Genomic DNA, 17,399 nt, shown 5'->3' with positions numbered 1-17,399 from the left:
ATCGGCATGGTCAGACCGTTCGGGCTGTGACGATCAGGGTCCCCAGGTTCTCAGGGTCGGGGGCCTCCAGAATCCGGGCCTCCACGTCGAGGAAGCCATGGTGCATGAGGATGCCCTTCCACATCTCTGCGGAGTACGCCCAGCGCTGCACCGGAAGGATCTTGCCGTTGAAGCCGTTGCCGTACATTCCTTGCGCGCCGTAGCAGCCGTCGACGGCCGGTGCTTGGGAGAAGGCGAGGACGCCGTGTGGGTTGAGTCGTTCACGGATGGCGGGCAGGAGCCGACGGGGGTCGGTGAACCAGAAGGCTCCCCAGATCGAGTAGATCGCGTCGTACGTCTCGTCCGTGGTCCTGAGGTGGTCCACGGCCTCCCGGAGGACGAAGCGGGCACCGGCTAGATCGCCCCAGCGCTCGCCGGCGGTCCTGATCTGCACAGGCGACAGGTCCAGGCCCGTTGCGTCGATGCCCTTGCGCGCCAGGTAGGCGACGGTGTCGCCGCACCCGCATCCCAGCTCCAGCGTCTTCTCCGGCTGGCAGAGCAGTTCCTCGCCGGGGCCGTGGTGGTCGTACTGGGTCCAGCCGAACCCCTTTTCGATGGAGACCTCCACCGGGCCGATCTTCTCGACGGCTCCGGTTGCGTAGCGGTCCCAGTAAGTCTCAACGCTCATACAGCAACGTTCCTTGGTGGCTTGTTGGTGAGCATCCGTACCGTCAGGCTCCGACGGTCACACGCTACTCCCGGGCCTTCGCGAGAGGTGGGGGTTCCGCGGCCTTCCCTCGAACGAGAACCGGCGGCACCCTGAGGGTGCCGCCGGCCTTCACGCGGTCGTACTACTCAGTGGCAGCTCGTCCCCTGCGTGCAAGGCGAGCAGGTGGAGGCATCGCGCTCCCACAGCGGCCAGTCCACCTCGAACCCGTGCCGCTCGACCACGGCCGCCGTCCTCATGACGGTGCCGTCGGCCTTGCGCTCGATCTCGGGGATGTGGTGGAGGAACCGACCCTTGTTGTACTTCTTGCAGAACTCGGCGTAGTTCGCCGTGTCGAGGATGAGCGCGTGGACCGCCGTGTCCACCAGCTCTCCGCAGCCGAGCTCCAGACCCTCGCCCATGGTCTCCATGGCGGTGATCAGGTAGGCGACGGCCTGGCCGAGGAGGCGACCGGCCATCACGGTGTCCATGAGGTTGTCGCGGACCAGGAGTTTGACCTCGCGGTCCCAGACAGCCTCTCCCAGAATTTCCTTCGGATCGCGTACCGCTACTGCCGTACCCACGTGGGCACCTCCAGCTCGAACGGATCATGCGGAACCCTCCCCGCCCGACGGATGCGGCGTTGTCGGAGCCGACGACGAGCGGGGAGGGGCTCGGGTTCTCAGACGACCGTAGGGAGCTCATGACTCAAACGCCAAAGAGATTGCGCGAGTTTGCAGCACCTGGATTGACGGGGTGATTCGCCACGCGGACGATCGGTTGTCTGAGCAATCCGGCGCAAGGCAGCGGACGGGAGAGCGACGATGAAGCTACGGTTCCTCGGCAAGAACAGCCCCCTGGGGACAGCCCCACCCTGTACGCCACCGACCGGGACAGCTACGTCGTCCAGGGCTGGAAGGTCTACGCGAACGACCTGCTGACGCAACTGGAAGTCCCCGTGGGCCACACCGCCGTGGAGGGGCCACCCGAGCTGTTCGAGCACCTGACCAAGGATGGTCGTCCCTCGGGGAAGGTCAGGCGCTTCGAGGCGCCGATCGTGCTGGTGACCGAGGAGGGGACATGCGTCGTTCAGGGGCCTGCCATGACGGACGCCGAGGCCCTGGGCCAGATACGCATGCCCGACTACGAGACCTGCATCGAGGTCCCCAAGTCCTCGATCACGGCCCTGCTGGAGGAGAACAGTGGACCTGATCACCAGTGCTGAGCGCGACGAGCTCTTCGAGAGCTTCGAGCGAGACGCCTTCCACCTCGAACTACGAGACGACTACGGCTCTCCCGTCGAGGACACCCCGTACGCGCGCTGGCAGCGCGGCGAGCCGGACGACTACGCCTGGCTCGACCCGTGGATGACGCTCATGAAGCGGGTGACGGGTGAGGGCAAGAGCGTGCGGCGGGTCCGCGTCATCAGCGAGCCGCACTCGGAGTACGTCCACTGGGAGCACTCCCTGACCCATTTGAACATCGAGGCCGGCGAGGACATCCGGTGGCTCCCCCGGCACGCGGTGCCCGACAGCACCACCTTCCCCGTGACCGGCAACGACTGGTGGCTGTACGACGACCGGCTGTTGGCCATCGGTCATTTCAGTGAGGACGGTCGAGTCCTCGGCTCCGAACTCCTGGACGATCCCGCCACGGTCGCCGAGTGCATCACAGTCCGGGACCTGCTCTGGTCACTTGCCGTCCCGCACGGCGAGTACCAGCCCTGATCCACCATGAGCAACAGAGCACAGGAGGCGCGCGAGGCCCTGGGCGCCCGGCTGCGTGGATTCCGCAAGGACGCGGGGTTCTCCAGCGGCCGGGCATTCGCCGCAGCCACGGGGTGGCAGGAATCGAAGGTCTCCCGCATTGAGAACGGGCGGCAGAACGCCGGCGAGGACGACATCCGGCTCTGGTGCCAGAAGACCAATGCTGAGGAGCAGATCGAAGACCTCATCGCCACCGTCCGGCACATCGAGGAGCTGTGGCTGGAGTGGCGACGCCAGCTTCAGACCGGCGCCGAGCAGCGGCAACGCAAGGCCCTGCCCGTCTATTCCAAGACCAGGGTATTCCGCATCTTCCACCCCACGGTGGTCTGGGGCACTCTCCAAACAGCCGAATATGCTGCGGCGACCTTTCAACAAGTGGTCGGGTTCTACGAGATTCCCGACGACACGGATGCCGCGGTGGCCAAGCGGATGGAGCGTCAGCAGTACCTCTACCAGGGCGACCGCATATTCAACGTCTTGCTGTCCGAGCAGGCTTTGTACACCAACATCGGCGGTAAGGACGTCATGCGCGGGCAGCTTGACCGCCTTCTCGCAGTCATGCGGCTGCCACGCCTGAGCCTGGGTCTCATCCCCCGTGACGCAGTGATGCACATCTGGCCCGGCAACTCCTTCTCGATGTTCGATGACAAGCTTGTGCTCGTCGAGACGTACTCTGCCGAGTTCTCGGTTACCCAGCCCCGAGAAATTGCCCTGTATGCCAAAGCGTTCGACCTTCTGAAGCTGTCGGCCGTCTACGGCGAGCGCGCCAAAGCGCTCATCATCAGAGCATTGGCACACCTGGACTAGGTCCTGCCCGATAGGCCGAGGGGCAGGACCCGCGAGACTCGTCAAAGGGCCGCTGTCTTCCACAGCCGCCCCGAGTTCCTCGCCCGAGAGGAGGCGGCCACCGGGCACAGCCTTCAACGGGGCTTCGTCCGCTGGCAGACGGAGCGCTCGTTGGCCGCGCTCGGCCGCGCGGAAGGCGTGAAGACGACCGTCCGGGACGGATGGATCGAACGGGCCTTCCCTCAGTTCCTTGGCACCTTGCGCCCCGACTCGTTTCCCGCACGGAGGCCCTCACCGGAGTGCACCCGCCCGTCCCCGTGCACTCCGGGGTCAGCACCTGACCGCGCCCCCGTGCGCCCGCATGGGCATGGGGCGACCGGGCCGGCTGCGCCCGGTCGCCCCGTGGACTCCTCGGCTAGTCCTCGCTGATCGGCCTCACGAATTCCAGGGTCCACGTCTCCTGGAACTCGGGCTTCGGCGGGACGAGCGTGATCTGCGCGCCGCGGTGGCCGGCGCGGAGGGCGAGTCCCTTGTCCGACAGGATCTTGACCCCGCCGATGACCGACTCGAACGTGAACTTCGCGAACTCGGCGCGCGGAACACTGTTGACCCAGAGCCTGTCCTCGGGACTCACGATGCCCGCCTCCTCGTGATAAGCGAGGCGGATCACATAGGGCGCACCCGGGACGGGCTCGGCGGGCTCTATGATCCACTCCTGCTCGATCGGGAGGGGCTGCACACGGTCGGTGATGACCGGGGCGCCGTGCTTGGTCGCGTGCTCCGTGGCCGCCAGCACGGCGGACGGGCCGATGATGTGAGCGTGGATCTTGTAGATGCCGGGACGGACCGGGATCGGAGGCATGTGCGGGACTCCCTCTCTCGCGGTGCGCTTCCGCCGCCGACGGGCCACCGGCGGCGCAGGACCCACCCTCATGGCCGGTCCGCCCCGGGGACAGGGCAAGAAGCCGCCAAGTCCATTACGGCGCGGACTGCTCGATCACGATTGCGAATAGGGCGCACTGGCCCTGGCTCGCCGGCCGTCCGTGCGCTGTCGGCTCAGCCAAGGCCGACGGAACGGGCCGGAAGGAACACCTTCTCGGCCTCGACCGCCAGATGCAGAAGCAGACGCTCGCCGCCGTGGCGGGTGACGAGCTGGAGGCCGACGGGTTCCCCGGCGGGTGTCGTGCCGGCGGGGAGGGTGACGGCCGGGTGTCCGCTGATGTTGAAGGCCCAGGTGAGAGCCACGCTCATGCGGGGGCCGGGGCCTTCGTGGCCGTGGGGTGGATGCGGCGTCGTCGGGGTGGCGAGGACGTCGACGCGGGCGAAGATCTCCCGCAGGTGCCGGTCGTTGTCGCTGATCAGCTCTGTCACGGCCGGGGACGCGCCGTGCGACGCGTCCCGCAGGCCGCTCCACGCGGGCGCGGGATCGCGCAGGCGCACGGCGATGTCGGTGGGGGCGAGCAGACCGGCCTCGACGAGACGTCGCAGGGCGGAGCGTGCGGTGTCGGCGACGGCGGGCGAGGTGTCCGCGAACCCGAGCGTCGGCGACCAGCCCACCGAGCGGGGCGATAACGACGCGAGGTCCGGGTGCCCGGTGAGGGCCCGTAGGTACGCGGCGGCGTCGTGGGCGTGGCGGGCCAGGGGGCCGGGGGTGTTGAGGCCGGCGCGATCGCGGGCGGGGAGGACGCCGTTGGTCGGCTTGAGCCCGACGATGGCGCACCACGCGGCGGGGATACGAACGGACCCGGCGCCGTCCGACCCCGTGGCGAGTGGAACCATGCCGGCGGCCACGGCGGCCGCCGACCCCGCCGAGGAGCCGCCCGGGGACCAGTCGGGGTTGAGGGGGTTGGTGGTGGGCCCTCGGTCGGTGTGGCCGTACGTCTGCCAGCCGCCGCCACGGTGCGGCACCGACGTGGCGCCGATGGGCACGCACCCGGCAGAGGCCAGGCGGGTGCTCTGGAACGCGTCAAGGCCTTCGCTGGCCTTGACGCCGAGGGGCACTCCGGCGAGCGGGAGCCGGATGCCCCGGCGGATCTGCGCGTCGACCTCGGCGGCGCGTTCCCGGGCGTGGGCGGGCCAGGTCCGGCGGAAGGCTCGTACGACTCCGTCACGTTCCTCGACGCAGGCCAGGGCGGCCTCCACCACCTCACGCGCGGACAGCTCGCCGGCCTGAACGGCCGCGGCGATCCGGGTGGCGGACAGAGCCGTGTAGTCGGTGAGGGTGAGCACGGCGGTCTCCGTTCAGCGGGGGCGGCCGCCGTCGCGGCTGTTGCTGTTTCCCCATTCTCTTGGGACGCGGGGCCTGACCGGCGCCGGCCCCCGTCCGAAAACCATGATCGAATCATTTCACGGTCGGTCGTCCGCCGGCATCCGATTCGGCCCCCTCGGCCGCCCGTGCGTTCACCGCCCGGCCCTGGCCCGTCCGCACCGCCTGGGTAGGGTGGTGCCACAGCACATCGTGAACCGGAAACAAGGAGCAGACGTGAGCGAGCCGGCGTCCATGGCCCTGCAGCAGGAGATCGCCCGGGAACTCCAGGTCGCCGAGATCTTCGAGGCCGAGCGGGAGATCGAGCGCCGGGTGGCCTTCCTCGCCGAGCGGCTGACCTCGACCGGTCTGCGCTCCCTCGTGCTCGGCATCAGCGGCGGCGTGGACTCCACCACCGCCGGCCGGCTGTGCCAGCTCGCCGTCGAGCGGGCCCGGGCCGCCGGGCACGAGGCGCGGTTCTACGCGATGCGGCTGCCCTACGGGGTCCAGGCCGATGAGCACGACGCCCAGCTCGCGCTCTCCTTCATCCGGGCCGACCACGTGCTGACCGTGGACGTCAAGCCCGCGAGCGACGCCGCGCTCGAGGCTTCGCGGGCCGGCGGGGTGAGCTTCCGCGACGCCCATCACGAGGACTTCGTGCACGGCAACATCAAGGCCCGGCAGCGCATGATCGCCCAGTACGCGGTGGCCGGCGCGCACAACGGTCTGGTCGTCGGCACCGATCACGCCGCCGAGGCGGTCTCCGGCTTCTTCACCAAGTTCGGTGACGGCGCCGCCGACCTGGTGCCGCTGACCGGCCTGACCAAGCGCCGGGTGCGCGCGGTCGCGGACGCGCTGGGCGCGCCCGCCGAGCTGGTGTGGAAGACGCCGACGGCCGACCTGGAGACCCTCGACCCGGGCAAGGCCGACGAGGACGCGCTCGGGGTCACCTACGACGACATCGACGACTTCCTCGAGGGCAAGCCGGTGGACGAGCGGGCCTTCGAGACGATCGTCAACCGCTACCGCCTCACCGACCACAAGCGTCAGCTGCCCATCGCCCCCTGAGGACTCTCTGAGGACTCCCTGGGGACTCCCTGAGGACCGGCAAGCAGGACCTCGGCCGTCAGTCGTGGTCGAGGGTCGCCGCTTCGAGGTGTGCGAGGCCCTTGAGCTGCTCGGCGGTCAGGCCCTCCGGGAGGGGGGCCGGGGCGGGGGTGCGCAGGGGCGGCTGCCAGCCGGTGTCGCGGTTCCAGGTGCGGACGATCCTGGCGGGGGCGCCGGCGACCACCGCGTGGTCGGGGACCTCGCCGCGTACGACGGCGCCGGCCGCGACGACGACGTTGCGGCCCAGCCGGGCGCCGGGCAGGATGACCGCCCCCGTGCCGATCCAGCTGCCGGGGCCGATCTCCACGGGCGCGCTGCGGGGCCACTGCTTGCCGATGGGCACGTCGGGGTCGTCGTAGCTGTGGTTGGTGGTGGTCACATACACGCCGGGGCCGAAGAAGCAGTCGTCGCCGATGGTCAGTGGCGCCTCGGCGACGACGTGGCTGCCGCGGCCGAGGACGACGCCGTTGCCCAGGCGTACGACGGTGTCCTGCCCGAGGTCGAGGTCGGGCATCATGCCGGCGGTGAGGGTGACGCCCTGGCCGATGATGCAGTGGTCGCCCAGCTCGATCCACGCCTCGCCGAAGACGGTGCCCTGCGGGAAGGCGAGCCGGGTACCGGTGCCGAGGGCGCGGAAGCGGTACGGGCCGGGGCGCTCGGCGCTGACGGCGCCGGCCTCGCGTACCCAGCGCGCGCCGCGGTGAACGGCCCGGGAGACGGCTCGGCGCCTGAGGGCGGCGAGGCTGGAGAACAGGTTCTGCTGTGTCGGCACCCGCTCACCGTACTCAGCGCGCCGCCGCCCGTTACCCGCCCTGACCTGTGATCTTCGCCCCACGCGTCGTCCCACGCATCGTCCCACGCGTCGTCCCGCCCTTCGTCCCGCACGCGGTGGCGCGCAGGATGCGGCGGGCCTCCTCGCGGCCGGAGATCAGGGCGCCGTGGACGGTGCCGGGGAAGTCGCCGGTGGTGGCCTCGCCCGCGAAGTGGAGGCGGTCGCCGACGGGGGCCGCCAGGGCGGGGCGGTCGCCGGGGAGCGTGCCGGCGGCGGGGAAGGAGTAGGAGCCGCGGGCGTGGGGGTCGGCGGCCCAGCGGGTGCGGCGGTGGGCGACGGGCTCGGTCACCGCGTCGCCGTAGATGCCGCGCAGGGACGCCAGCGCCTCGCGGACGAGGGCCGCGTCGTCGAGGGTCTCCAGGCGGCGGGCCACCGGGCCGCCGGCCAGGGTTGCCAGGACGGGGACGCCGAGGACGCGCCGGAGGTCGAACCAGTTGGCGAACGCGCCGTGGCGGGTGCCCTCCTGGCGGATCAGGTCGGTGTCGTCCCAGAAGGCTTCCGGGAAGCGCAGGTAGAGCTTGTCGTAGACGCCCATGCCGAGGCGTTCGACAGCGTGGCGCTTGGGGGCGGGGAGGGCGGGGGCGAAGGTGACGGTACCGGCCTTGAGCACGCCGAGGGGCAGGGTGAGCAGGACACGGTCGGCGGTGAACGTTCCGTGGCCGGCGGTGTGGACGCTCACCCCGGGGCCGCTGTGGTCGACGTGGGTGACGTGGTGGCCGAGTCGCACGTCCAGTCCCCGGGCGAGGTGGGCGGCCAGGGCGTCGTAGCCCTGGGGGAAGACGACCTCGTGGCCCGTGAAGTCCTGGCCCTCGGACATGAACGCGAGCGAGAGTTCCTCGAGGCCGGCGCCCCAGTCGTCCTCCATCATGCGGCCGCGCGCCTCGGTCACCCGCGCGGCGCGCTCGGGGGCGAGGCCGCCGTCCTTCAGCACACCGCCCTTCAGCACGCCGTCCCTCAGCACGCCGCGCAGGGCATCGGCCACGGAGACGCGGTGGTCCGCGCGTTCGGCGCGGGCGGCCAGTTCGCCCGCCGCGGCCTCCTCGTCGGCCTCCCGCTCGAGCGCCTCCGCGCGGGTGAGGCGGCGCCCGTCGGCGGCGTAGGCGGTGACACCACGGGGGTTGCCGTAGTCGAAGTCGAGGGTGCCGACGTCGTAGACGACGGTGGGGGCGCCGGCCTCCTCGGCGAGTTCCGTGACCGGGTTGCCGTCGACGCCGTGGATCCAGGACGCGCCCAGGTCGATGCGCACGCCCTCCCAGTCCTCGCTCCACAGCCGACCGCCGGTGCGCTCCCGTGCCTCCAGCACGGTGACGGCGTGTCCGGCCCGGTGCAGTTCCCGGGCGGCGAAGAGCCCGGCCATGCCGGCGCCGACGACGAGAGTGGTGGTGCCGGCGGGGCGCGAAGCGGACGGGCCGTCCGGGGCGGGCGGGAGATGTGCGGGCATGTCCCCATTACACACCGGCATGACACACCGGCCGTCAGGCCGCTTCGGCCATGGGCCGCAGGGGCTGACGGCACCCTGGACCTGGCACGCCCGTTCGGACACACTCATGGCCATGCGATGGACTGACATCGAACAGATCGCGGCGGATCTCGCCGCGCGGCACCCTGGCACCAAGCCGCTCGCGGTCAAGCCCACGGAGATCCGCGACCGCGTGGCCGCGCTGAGCGGGTTCACCGACGACCCCACGCTGTGCAACGCGCGCATCCTGGAGTCGATTCAGCTGGCCTGGAGCGACAGAGCGAGATGAGAACCGGATGAGAAAGCGCCGGCGCCCCGGCGGTCGGCTGATGCCGTCCTCCGGGGCGCCGGTCTCCGCGGGCGCGGCGGGGTCACGCCGCCGCGGGCGCCGATTCCGCTTCGGCGGCGGCAGCGGCGGCGGCCGTCGCGGCCTGTCCCTTGGCGCGGGCGCGCTTGGAGTAGCTGATGGTCCAGGTGATCAGGACGACGGGCATGCCGTACGACAGGACGGAGTTCACGCCGACCATGGCGTCCGTCGACAGGGCGTAGGACAGGGCGATGCGCGCCGCCGCCTCGACGACGTAGCCCACACCCCACACGAGCGTGATCGTCTTCAGCGTCTTCCGGAAGCCCGGGAACCGAGCGAACATCTCGTTCCAGTGGGCGACGCCCTCCTTGGTGCCGTCGGTGCCGAACTTGCGGCCCATGAAGAACATCAGCGGTCGCGGAGTGGCCAGGCTGACCAGGCAGACCACACCGAACAGGCCGGTGATGGCGGAGTCCTTGACCAGCAGCAGCCGGGTGGAGTGCGGGCCGATGCCGGTGACGACGAGCGTCAGCGCCATGAAGATCATCGTGATGATGGCGAACTCGTCGAGCCTGCGGTGCCAGAGCAGGTACACGACGGTGTCGACCACCGGCCACAGGCCGGAGACGGCGAGGGCGGAGAAGTCGCCCCAGCCGTGGTCGGTCAGCTGGTTGTACGTGATGATCGGCAGTACGACGTTGAAGACGATCGACACGATCCAGCTGAGTGCGGTGGTCGCACCGAAGCGCCGTTCCGGCGCTGACGGCTGAGCAGACACAAGTCCCCCGAAAGTAAGATCAAAAAACAAACCGCACGGACCATAGGGGGAAGATCCGCTTCCGGGCAACTCCCGTTACGTCGGGTACGTCACCAGCTCACCCACAGCTCCTCGGGACCGCGGTTGATCGACCCCTGACGCCATCTCATCTGTTCGGGAGAGGCGGTCAGGCGAAGGCGCGGAAAACGCTCCAGCAGGGTGGAGAGCATGACCTCGGCCTCCATGCGCGTCAGCATCGCGCCGACGCAGTAGTGGGCGCCGTGTCCGAACGACAGGTTGGGGGCCTCGTCGCGGGAGAGGTCGAGCCGGTCGGGCTCGGTGAAGACGTTGGAGTCCCGGTTGGCCGCGAGGTAGGACACGTAGACCACCTCGCCGTCGCGGATGACGCTCTCGCCGATCTCCAGGTCGCCGGTGGCGATGCGCGGCAGGCCGACGCCGTTGCGGTGCGGGATGAAGCGCAGCAGCTCCTCGACGGCCTGCGGCAGCAGCGCGGGATCCGCCCGCAGCTTCTCGAGCTGTTCGGGGTGGGTCAGCAGGGCGTAGACCATGTTGGAGACCTGGTTGCGCACGGCGTCCATGCCGTTGAGCACCAGCATCACGGCGAGCGAGATCAGCTCCGGCATGCTGAGGCCGCCCTCGGCCTGTTCGGCCACCAGGGCGCTGAAGAGGTCGTCGCCGGGGTGCTCGGTGCGGTGCCGGGCCATCCCCCGGAAGTAGTCGGCGATCTCGCGCTTGACCGCGTCGCCGCGCTGCTGCGAGTGGCTGCTGGAGAGGATGACGCCCCGCCAGGCCTGGAGCCGGTCGATGTCGTGGGACGGCACCCCGAGCAGATCCCCGATCAGCTGGGCGGGCAGCGGCCCGGTGAGGTGCTCCGCCAGGTCGGCCGGCGGGCCCTGGTCCAGCATCCGGCCGGTCATGCGCTCGGCGAGCTCCTGGGCCCGGGGGCGCAGGGCCTCCACCCGCTTGCGGCCGAAGGTCTGGGCGACCAGGCGGCGCAGCCGGGTGTGGTCCGGCGGGTCGGTGCGGCCGATGCCGCCGGCGGGCGCCACCACGTGCGGGGTCATGCTGGTGACCGGCCGGTCCACGGTGAGGGCGCGGCTCATCCGGGGGTCGGCGGCGACGGTCTTGACGTCCTCGTACCGCGTGACCAGCCAGGCGTCCCCTTCGCCGAAGCGCATCCTGATGCGGGCGACGGGCTCGTCGCGCAGCAGGCGGTGCAGGAGCGGGTCGAACTCCAGGCCGGGCAGGTGGTCCACGGGCCAGTCGTGGACCACCTCACCGGTCCGCTGCCGGGCCGGACAGGCTTCCTCGGTCATGGGTCGCTCCCCGTCTCGTGCCGGCCGTGTCCCGCCGGAACCGATCATGGGCCGCACAGCGGACAGCCCCGTACAAGGTGGGTATTCCCGCTGTGGTGGTGCTTGTCCCGATGATGGCGGATTACACCCGCAGGGGTGAGGGCCGGGCTCACAGCGGCCGTCGGCGCACCCGGCCGGGGGTGGTGTCCAGGCGCTCCCGGAGCAGCGTGGTGAGCGTGGTGGCGTTCTCGTAGCCGACCCGGCGGGCGACGGCGTCGGTCGGCAGGGTGGTGGTCCGCAGCAGGTGCACGGCCTGCTCCAGGCGGACGCGCTGGGCGAAGCGCAGGGGTGAGACGCCCAGCACGCGGTCCACCGCGCGCTGCAGGGTGCGTTCGCCGGTGCCCAGCGCGCGGGCCGCCTCGGCGATCCGCAGCGGCTGTTCGAGGTGCTCGCGCACCCAGCGTTCGAACGCGCCGACGGTCGGGTCGGCGCGCGCCAGGTGGCCGGGCACGGCGTAGGCGGCCTGGCCGGTCCGGCTGTCGATCAGGAGGTAGCGGGCGGTGAGGTCGGCGAGGACGGGGCTGGCCTCGCGGACCAGGCCGAGCGCCAGGTCCAGGTGGGCCATGGCGGCCCCGGCGGTGGTGATGCCGGGCGCGTGCGTGAGCAGGCGGGTCTCGTCGAGGACCACGCCGGGGTAGCGCCGGCGGAAGTGCGGCCCCAGCCACCAACTGGTGGTGGCCGGCAGCCCCTCGAGGACCCCGCTCTCGGCGAGCAGGTACGTCCCGGTGCACGCGGCCGCCAGCGGCACGCCGTCGGTGTGGGCCTGCCGTACGGCGTCCAGCGCGGGCCGCCGCTCGGCGGAGCCGACCCAGGCGGCGAGCGGCTCGGCCCGCGTGTACCCGACGCCGGGCACCACCACGACGTCCGGGCCGGCCGCCTCCCCGGGTGCGATCGCCTCCACCAGATGGCCCGCGGCCGTACGGACCGGGCCGCTCTCGCCGACGCAGCTCACCCGCCACGGCGGTGGGGGCTGCGGCAGTTCCCCGCGCAGTTCGTTGGCCGTCCGCAGGACGTCGAGCACGGCGGAGAGGCCGGAGTCGAGGACACGGTCCATGACCAGCACGGAGATTCTCACGCCGGGAACGGTAGGTGATGGCGCGCATCCGCCACCGGGGACACGACGGGCCGATCGGTAGGTTGATCACACCGGCCGCGCCGGGCGTCCGCCCGGTGGACGCCCCGCCCGCCACGCGAGCGAACGCACGGCTGGTCGTAGGTCCTTCGACCCGGGCCGCGGACCGTACGACCAGCGGTGTAGGGCCCAGGACCGTTACGCGGGCGGCGGCCGGAAGCCTAGCCTCGGGCCATGGACACGACGAACGGCACCCTCGACGAAGCCCTGCAGCGTCTCCACCGGTCGGGCCCCGAGTTCCAGGGCTACCTCAGCAACCACGGCCCCATGGCGGTGGAGGCGCTCGTCCGCAACGGCCACGCCCCCATCGTCCACCGCTGGCTCGACGCCTACGAGACCAGGCTCGAGGACTTACCCCCCGCCCGCACCCCCATCGGCGACGACGACTGGCGGGAGGCGCTCGGCGACACGGCCCGCGTCACCGACTGGACCGGCTACTTCTCCCGGCGCATCGCCGAACGGCCCTGGCGCGAGGTCCTCACCGAATGGTGGCCCCGCCTGCTGCCCGGCATCGCCGGCGCCGCGACCCACCCCGTCATCCGCGTCGGCCACGCCGTGCGCGCGCTCCTGCGGGACGGCGAGGACGCCACCCGCCTGTCCGAACTGGCCTACGCCCTGGGCTACTGGGCCGCCCGCCACACCCTCCTGCCCGTCACCGTCGCCCCCTCCGGCCGCGCCACACCCGCCGACGCCATCGCCGCCCTCCCCCGCGTCGCCGAGCGGAACCTGCTGCCCCAGCGCGGCTACGACCAACTGCCCACCACCCCCGGCTGGCTCGGGGCCGCCGAGTCGCTGTACGTTCCCGAGAACCCGGACGCCGTCCGGGACCGGCTCGCCGACCTGGTCCGCGCCGCCACCTTGAGCTACGCCACCCACGGTCACGGCGGGCCCGTCATGCTCGTGCACGCCGCCACCGCCCCGAACGCGGTGCTGCGCACGCTGCCCGCCCTCCCCCGGGAGCTGTGGGGCCTCTCGCTCACCGTCGCCTGGGCGGCGACCGCCGCGATCACCTCCATCTACGCGGCCGACGAGCCCCTGACCCCGCCCGTCGTCTCCTCCCTCACCCCCGAGGAGGTCTTCGAGCGGGCCGTGGCGCACGGCGACGAACACGTCATCAAGTTCGCCGACACCGCGCTCGACGTGGCCGCCGCGTCGAAGGACGGCGACGACCGGGCCCTGTCCGCCGCGCTCAACGCCGTACGGCTGATCGAGGCCGACGACTGAGCGACGCGGGAAGTCGATGGGCGCCGGGTGGGCCGATCGGCCTCACCCGCGCCCTCGCGCCTCCGCGCGCACGGCCGCCAGGAAGTCCTCGAGCGTCCGCCTCGGCGCCCAACCGCACCCGCGCCTTGCCGATGTCGAGGACCACCCGGTGGGCGAGCTGGTCGACCGCGTAGCGCGACAGCGCGACCTCGGCCCCCGGCCGCGGGCGCGCCGCCGCCTCGGCGGCGCGGGCCGCGAAGCGGGCGACACCATACGGAAGATGATGGACCGTCACCTTGTCGCCGTGGGCGCGCAGCACCCCGCGCAGGGTCGCGTCGCGCGCGTACGCCTCGCCGTCGGCGATGTTGTAGGCGCCCGGCGGCCAGCCGGCCGCGGCGAGAGCCGCGGCGCGCGGTGCGACGGGCGTGAGTACTCGTACTCATATGCGACTGGGGAGATCACGCAGCGAGGCCCGTCATGCACGCAGGGGCCCGGTTTTTTTCGCAAGGACCTTTCACGCCAGGAACTTTGACGCTTCATCGCGTTCTGCGACGGAGGATCGACGGGATAGAACGTGATCGTCGACCCGACATCACCCCCCGCCTCACGTCTCATGCCTCACAAGGGAGAGCTCATGAAGCGCCTCGGTGCCGCCGTCACCACGGCAGCCGCCGCCCTCGTCCTCGCCGCACCGACCGCCGCCCCGGCCGCCGGTGCGGACACCGCCGCGTGGCCCGTCCCGTCCTGCGGTCGCGTGGTGGGCGACGGCGGGGTCACCTTCACCACCGACGACGGCGCGAGCCTCGCGCCCACCACCGGAACGCTGCAGCGGACTAGCTACACCCACGGCCTGGTCGCGCTGGACACCCCCGGCACCCTGCTGGCCACCCGCGACGGCGAACTCCAGCGCTCCACCGACGCCGGCTGCACCTGGAGCCGGGTGGCCGCGCTCGGCAGCGGATCCACCCGCCTGGCGGCCGCCAAGGGGGGCCGGGCCTTCGCCTGGGAGATGGGCGGCGGCTACCTGGCCCGCGTCGACGGCCGGACCGTCACCCGCCTGCCGTCGCCCACCGCGGACATCGTGGGCGTGGGCACCGACCGGGCCCGTCCGGACCATCTGCGCGTCGCCGGGCGCGACGGCCGGCTCTACCACTCCGCCGACGCGGGCGCCCACTGGCGTCCCGTCGGCACGGCGGCGTTCGGCGGCGGGGCGAGCGTGTACTCCGTGGCCTTCGACCGCGCCGACCTCGACCACGCCGTCGCGGGCGCCATGGTGCGCGGCGGCGAGGTGACCACCGACGGCGGGAACACCTGGAAGCCGTCCACCGGCCTGGCCGCCGGCGGCTCGGCGAACCTCTTCGACGTCGCAGTCTCCCCCGCCGACTCCTCGGTGGTCTACGGCCTGGGCCTCGACCTGGGCGAGAACGGGCCGGGCCGGGCCGGCGAGGGCCGGCACCTGTACCGCTCGGCGGACGGCGGCCGTACCTTCACCCGGGTCGTCGACGACACCGCGGACACCCAGCTCACCAACAGCACGCTCCTGGCCCCGAGCCCGGCCGACGCGAACGTCCTCTACTTCGAGTACGGCACGTACTTCTCCGGCTACGGCACCGACCTCTACCGCCTCGACGCGGCCACCGGGAAGGTCACCAAGACCCACAACGCCTACGACGGCATCTCCGCCATCGCCTTCCACCCCGCCCGGCCGTCGGTGATGTACCTGGGCCTGGAGGAGGTACGGGTCGACTGACGCAGCGTCACCATCAGTTGCCCACAGGGCTGCTCGCGCACTCGGGCGGCTCGCCGGTGAAGGGGTAGGCGTGGAACGCCTGCCCTCCTCCGCCGGTCGGGGCGGAGGTGTGGGTCAGCGAGCCGGCGGTGAAGAACCGTCCGTTGACGCCCGGCACGGTGACCGTCGACTCGCCGGAGCGCTCGCCGACCAGCACGCTGCCCTGGAACTGCCCCGTGCCGTGGAAGTCGGCGCGCCGGGCGTCGGGCAGGTTCCACAGCAGGCGCTCGCGCAGCCGGTTGAGCGGGGCGTCGTCGGTCAGGCCGCCGCTGTGGGTGTTGACGACGCGGGCGGGGCCGTTGAGGTTGACCAGGACGGTGGCGGCCGTGGGGATGCCGGTGAAGCGGATGCCCTGCGGGCCCCCGCCGGGGCCGACGAGGTCGAAGTCGACGTCGAAGACCTGCAGCGCGGAGGTGCCGTCGCCGGTGAAGACGGTCTCCGAGCCGGTGTTGCGGGCGGTGCCGGTGGCCGGGCGGCCCCGGCCGTCGGGGCCGCGGGCGTAGCAGCGGCTGGCGGCCGCCAGCTCGTCGCGCAGCGCGGCGTACGGGCCGGCCGCGGCCGGGTCCTTCACGGCGCGCCGGAGGATGGTTCCGCTGACGGGGCCCGCGTGCCGTACGACGCCTCGTTCGGCGTCCAGGTGCTGGCCGCGGGCGACGGCGACCGGGCCGCCCGCGGTCAGGAAGTCCGCGCCGTCGGCCGGGGGGACGCGGGAGCCGGTGGCCAGCACGCCCACGCCGTAGCCGAGGCCGCCGGAGGACTTGTGCACGTCGAAGCGGCCAAGGGCGACCACGCGCCCTTCGGCCCCGGCGGCCGCTCCGCGCACCCGGTAGTCCCCGCCGACGAAGACGTTGACGTTGTTGTCGCGGCCGGCGAACGGCCCGTCGCCGACGGCGGGGTAGGCGGTGGGGCAGCTGCCGGGCCGGCACGGCCCCAGGCCTCCGGGCAGGTGCGCCGCGGCGGCCGGCACGGCCGGGCCGCCGGCCAGGGCGGCGGCCGAGGCGACGCTCACCGCCGCCCGCCACAGCCGCCTCGAGCGGCGGACGGGGGCGGCGGCGGGGTGGCCGGACGTGCTTGCGTTCACGGTGCCTCGCCTGGTCGCATCGCCATGTCGACGTTTCCGCCGAACCGATCCCGACTATGGCGTTGGGCATCTCGTCCGATATTCCGACGCGCCGGGGCGTTGCCCCGGACAGCCGATCGGCGCCCACCGGCGTCACGTCCCGGGTTTGCGGCCCCACACCTGCACCGGGTCGCCGAGCCGCAGCACGTCCCACAGCCGCTGGGCGTCGGGAACGGTGAGGTTCACGCAGCCCGCCGAGCCGCCGCCGTCGAAAAGGGTGCCCAGCCGGCCGTGGAAGGCCTGGCCGCCCGAGAAGAACTGGGAGTACGGCATGGGGGAGTTGGCGTAGAGGGTGGAGACGTGGTCCTTGCTCCTCACGTACACCGTGTACCGCCCCGTGCGCGTGGTCTGCCCCGCCCGCCCGGTGCGCACGGCCACGGGACCGAAGGCGACCCGGCGCCCCTCCTGCACCCACATCAGCTGCCGGTCGAGGTCCACGCAGGCCGTCCGGCCGGTGTCCACGGGGCACTTGCCGGCCGCGTTGGGGTTCGCCCGCGCCTGTGCCACCAGCATCGTGCGGTACGTGGCCAGGCCCGCGTACCCGTCGGCCGGCCGGACGTCCTCCGTGCGCTGGAACGCGGCGATGGCGGCGCAGTCCGCCGCCGACTGCCACCCGTTCCGCGGCCGGCCCAGATACGCCTCGAGCTCCCACTGGTACGGCCCCGTCTCCACCCGGCATCCCGCCTCCGCGCGGGCGTGACCCGTCGCCGGGAGGACGCCGACGGCGCACGCGGCCACGAGCAGGGCCGCCGTGATGGCGGTGCGCCGGGGCGCCGGGCCCACCCGGGGCACCGCCTGTCCGATGTTCATGAACGACATCTACCGGTCGTGGCCG

General features: G+C 72.2%; 18 protein-coding genes. 7 read left to right on the top strand and 11 right to left on the bottom strand.

Annotated elements, in window-relative coordinates; translation table 11 throughout:
• Positions 1-10 precede the first annotated feature (10 nt).
• Positions 11-667, bottom strand: coding sequence for a class I SAM-dependent methyltransferase (locus AB4K12_RS01790; RefSeq protein WP_368432430.1), 657 nt, complete (start codon positions 665-667; stop codon positions 11-13).
• A 167-nt stretch (positions 668-834) separates the two neighbouring features.
• Positions 835-1,269, bottom strand: coding sequence for a hypothetical protein (locus tag AB4K12_RS01785; protein ID WP_368432429.1), 435 nt, complete (start codon positions 1,267-1,269; stop codon positions 835-837).
• A gap of 374 nt (positions 1,270-1,643) precedes the next feature.
• Between AB4K12_RS01785 and AB4K12_RS01780 the strand changes: the two genes are divergently transcribed.
• From AB4K12_RS01780 to AB4K12_RS01770, 3 genes are read left to right on the top strand one after another with little or no spacing between them, the layout of a single operon-like run.
• Entirely contained in the window at positions 1,644-1,910 is a 267-nt protein-coding gene (locus tag AB4K12_RS01780; RefSeq protein WP_368432428.1) for a hypothetical protein, read from the top strand.
• Complete coding sequence (locus tag AB4K12_RS01775; RefSeq protein ID WP_368432427.1) at positions 1,888-2,412, top strand: DUF6879 family protein; 525 nt, start codon at positions 1,888-1,890, stop codon at positions 2,410-2,412. Before AB4K12_RS01780 ends, AB4K12_RS01775 begins: the two co-directional genes overlap by 23 nt.
• Before the next feature lie 6 nt (positions 2,413-2,418).
• Positions 2,419-3,258 carry a helix-turn-helix domain-containing protein gene (locus AB4K12_RS01770; protein WP_368432426.1) on the top strand — a complete coding sequence of 280 codons (840 nt, stop codon included), beginning with the start codon at positions 2,419-2,421 and terminating at the stop codon, positions 3,256-3,258.
• 394 nt (positions 3,259-3,652) lie between these two features.
• On the opposite strand, the gene AB4K12_RS01765 is transcribed toward AB4K12_RS01770, so the two are convergent.
• Positions 3,653-4,099, bottom strand: a complete 447-nt coding sequence (locus AB4K12_RS01765) for a hypothetical protein (RefSeq protein ID WP_368432425.1) — start codon at positions 4,097-4,099, stop codon at positions 3,653-3,655.
• Between the two features lie 194 nt (positions 4,100-4,293).
• Positions 4,294-5,466, bottom strand: a complete 1,173-nt coding sequence (locus AB4K12_RS01760; RefSeq protein WP_368432424.1) for an amidase — start codon at positions 5,464-5,466, stop codon at positions 4,294-4,296.
• A 253-nt stretch (positions 5,467-5,719) separates the two neighbouring features.
• Here AB4K12_RS01760 and nadE point away from each other — a divergent pair, with 253 nt between their 5' ends.
• Positions 5,720-6,550, top strand: coding sequence for an ammonia-dependent NAD(+) synthetase (gene nadE / locus AB4K12_RS01755; protein ID WP_368432423.1), 831 nt, complete (start codon positions 5,720-5,722; stop codon positions 6,548-6,550).
• A gap of 58 nt (positions 6,551-6,608) precedes the next feature.
• Here the strand turns inward: nadE and AB4K12_RS01750 are convergent, their stop codons facing one another.
• Entirely contained in the window at positions 6,609-7,361 is a 753-nt protein-coding gene (locus AB4K12_RS01750) for an acyltransferase (RefSeq protein WP_362253971.1), read from the bottom strand.
• 31 nt (positions 7,362-7,392) lie between these two features.
• Positions 7,393-8,862, bottom strand: coding sequence for a flavin monoamine oxidase family protein (locus tag AB4K12_RS01745; RefSeq protein ID WP_368432422.1), 1,470 nt, complete (start codon positions 8,860-8,862; stop codon positions 7,393-7,395).
• Positions 8,863-8,974: 112 nt separating this feature from the next.
• On the opposite strand from AB4K12_RS01745, the gene iscX reads away from it, so the two are divergent.
• A complete protein-coding gene (iscX, locus tag AB4K12_RS01740; protein WP_362253965.1) occupies positions 8,975-9,169 on the top strand; it encodes a Fe-S cluster assembly protein IscX in 195 nt (64 codons plus the stop codon).
• 82 nt (positions 9,170-9,251) lie between these two features.
• Here the strand turns inward: iscX and AB4K12_RS01735 are convergent, their stop codons facing one another.
• The 3 genes from AB4K12_RS01735 to AB4K12_RS01725 form a co-directional block, all read right to left on the bottom strand.
• Positions 9,252-9,902: a VC0807 family protein gene (locus AB4K12_RS01735; RefSeq protein WP_368432421.1), complete on the bottom strand. Its 651-nt coding sequence runs from the start codon at positions 9,900-9,902 to the stop codon at positions 9,252-9,254.
• 152 nt (positions 9,903-10,054) lie between these two features.
• The gene (locus AB4K12_RS01730; protein ID WP_368432420.1) at positions 10,055-11,281 is read right to left on the bottom strand and encodes a cytochrome P450; all 1,227 of its coding nucleotides are present in this window, start codon (positions 11,279-11,281) and stop codon (positions 10,055-10,057) included.
• Positions 11,282-11,429: 148 nt separating this feature from the next.
• Positions 11,430-12,395, bottom strand: a complete 966-nt coding sequence (locus AB4K12_RS01725) for a GlxA family transcriptional regulator (protein WP_368432419.1) — start codon at positions 12,393-12,395, stop codon at positions 11,430-11,432.
• Between the two features lie 231 nt (positions 12,396-12,626).
• On the opposite strand from AB4K12_RS01725, the gene AB4K12_RS01720 reads away from it, so the two are divergent.
• Together AB4K12_RS01720 and AB4K12_RS01715 are read left to right on the top strand one after the other, a co-directional pair.
• A complete protein-coding gene (locus AB4K12_RS01720) occupies positions 12,627-13,676 on the top strand; it encodes a questin oxidase family protein (RefSeq protein ID WP_368432418.1) in 1,050 nt (349 codons plus the stop codon).
• A 613-nt stretch (positions 13,677-14,289) separates the two neighbouring features.
• Positions 14,290-15,405 carry a WD40/YVTN/BNR-like repeat-containing protein gene (locus AB4K12_RS01715; RefSeq protein ID WP_368432417.1) on the top strand — a complete coding sequence of 372 codons (1,116 nt, stop codon included), beginning with the start codon at positions 14,290-14,292 and terminating at the stop codon, positions 15,403-15,405.
• A 13-nt stretch (positions 15,406-15,418) separates the two neighbouring features.
• Here AB4K12_RS01715 and AB4K12_RS01710 read toward each other — a convergent pair whose 3' ends face one another.
• Together AB4K12_RS01710 and AB4K12_RS01705 are read right to left on the bottom strand one after the other, a co-directional pair.
• Complete coding sequence (locus AB4K12_RS01710; RefSeq protein WP_368432416.1) at positions 15,419-16,525, bottom strand: choice-of-anchor A family protein; 1,107 nt, start codon at positions 16,523-16,525, stop codon at positions 15,419-15,421.
• Between the two features lie 132 nt (positions 16,526-16,657).
• A complete protein-coding gene (locus AB4K12_RS01705) occupies positions 16,658-17,374 on the bottom strand; it encodes a L,D-transpeptidase (protein WP_368432415.1) in 717 nt (238 codons plus the stop codon).
• Positions 17,375-17,399: the final 25 nt, after the last annotated feature.

The sequence above is a fragment of the Streptomyces sp. C36 genome, assembly GCF_040932295.1.
Classification (GTDB): domain Bacteria; phylum Actinomycetota; class Actinomycetes; order Streptomycetales; family Streptomycetaceae; genus Streptomyces; species Streptomyces triculaminicus.
The sequence above is the reverse complement of the archived record's forward strand: the minus strand, read 5'-3'. Positions and strand labels throughout refer to the sequence as shown.

Excerpts from the sequence above, each read along its gene's own strand:
- AB4K12_RS01770 (WP_368432426.1), top strand. The coding sequence starts at position 2,419 with ATGAGCAACAGAGCACAGGAGGCGCGCGAGGCCCTGGGCGCCCGGCTG.
- AB4K12_RS01745 (WP_368432422.1), bottom strand. The coding sequence starts at position 8,862 with ATGCCCGCACATCTCCCGCCCGCCCCGGACGGCCCGTCCGCTTCGCGC.
- iscX (WP_362253965.1), top strand. The coding sequence starts at position 8,975 with ATGCGATGGACTGACATCGAACAGATCGCGGCGGATCTCGCCGCGCGG.
- AB4K12_RS01720 (WP_368432418.1), top strand. The coding sequence starts at position 12,627 with ATGGACACGACGAACGGCACCCTCGACGAAGCCCTGCAGCGTCTCCAC.
- AB4K12_RS01790 (WP_368432430.1), bottom strand. The coding sequence starts at position 667 with ATGAGCGTTGAGACTTACTGGGACCGCTACGCAACCGGAGCCGTCGAG.
- AB4K12_RS01705 (WP_368432415.1), bottom strand. The coding sequence starts at position 17,374 with ATGAACATCGGACAGGCGGTGCCCCGGGTGGGCCCGGCGCCCCGGCGC.
- AB4K12_RS01765 (WP_368432425.1), bottom strand. The coding sequence starts at position 4,099 with ATGCCTCCGATCCCGGTCCGTCCCGGCATCTACAAGATCCACGCTCAC.
- AB4K12_RS01715 (WP_368432417.1), top strand. The coding sequence starts at position 14,290 with ATGAAGCGCCTCGGTGCCGCCGTCACCACGGCAGCCGCCGCCCTCGTC.
- AB4K12_RS01730 (WP_368432420.1), bottom strand. The coding sequence starts at position 11,281 with ATGACCGAGGAAGCCTGTCCGGCCCGGCAGCGGACCGGTGAGGTGGTC.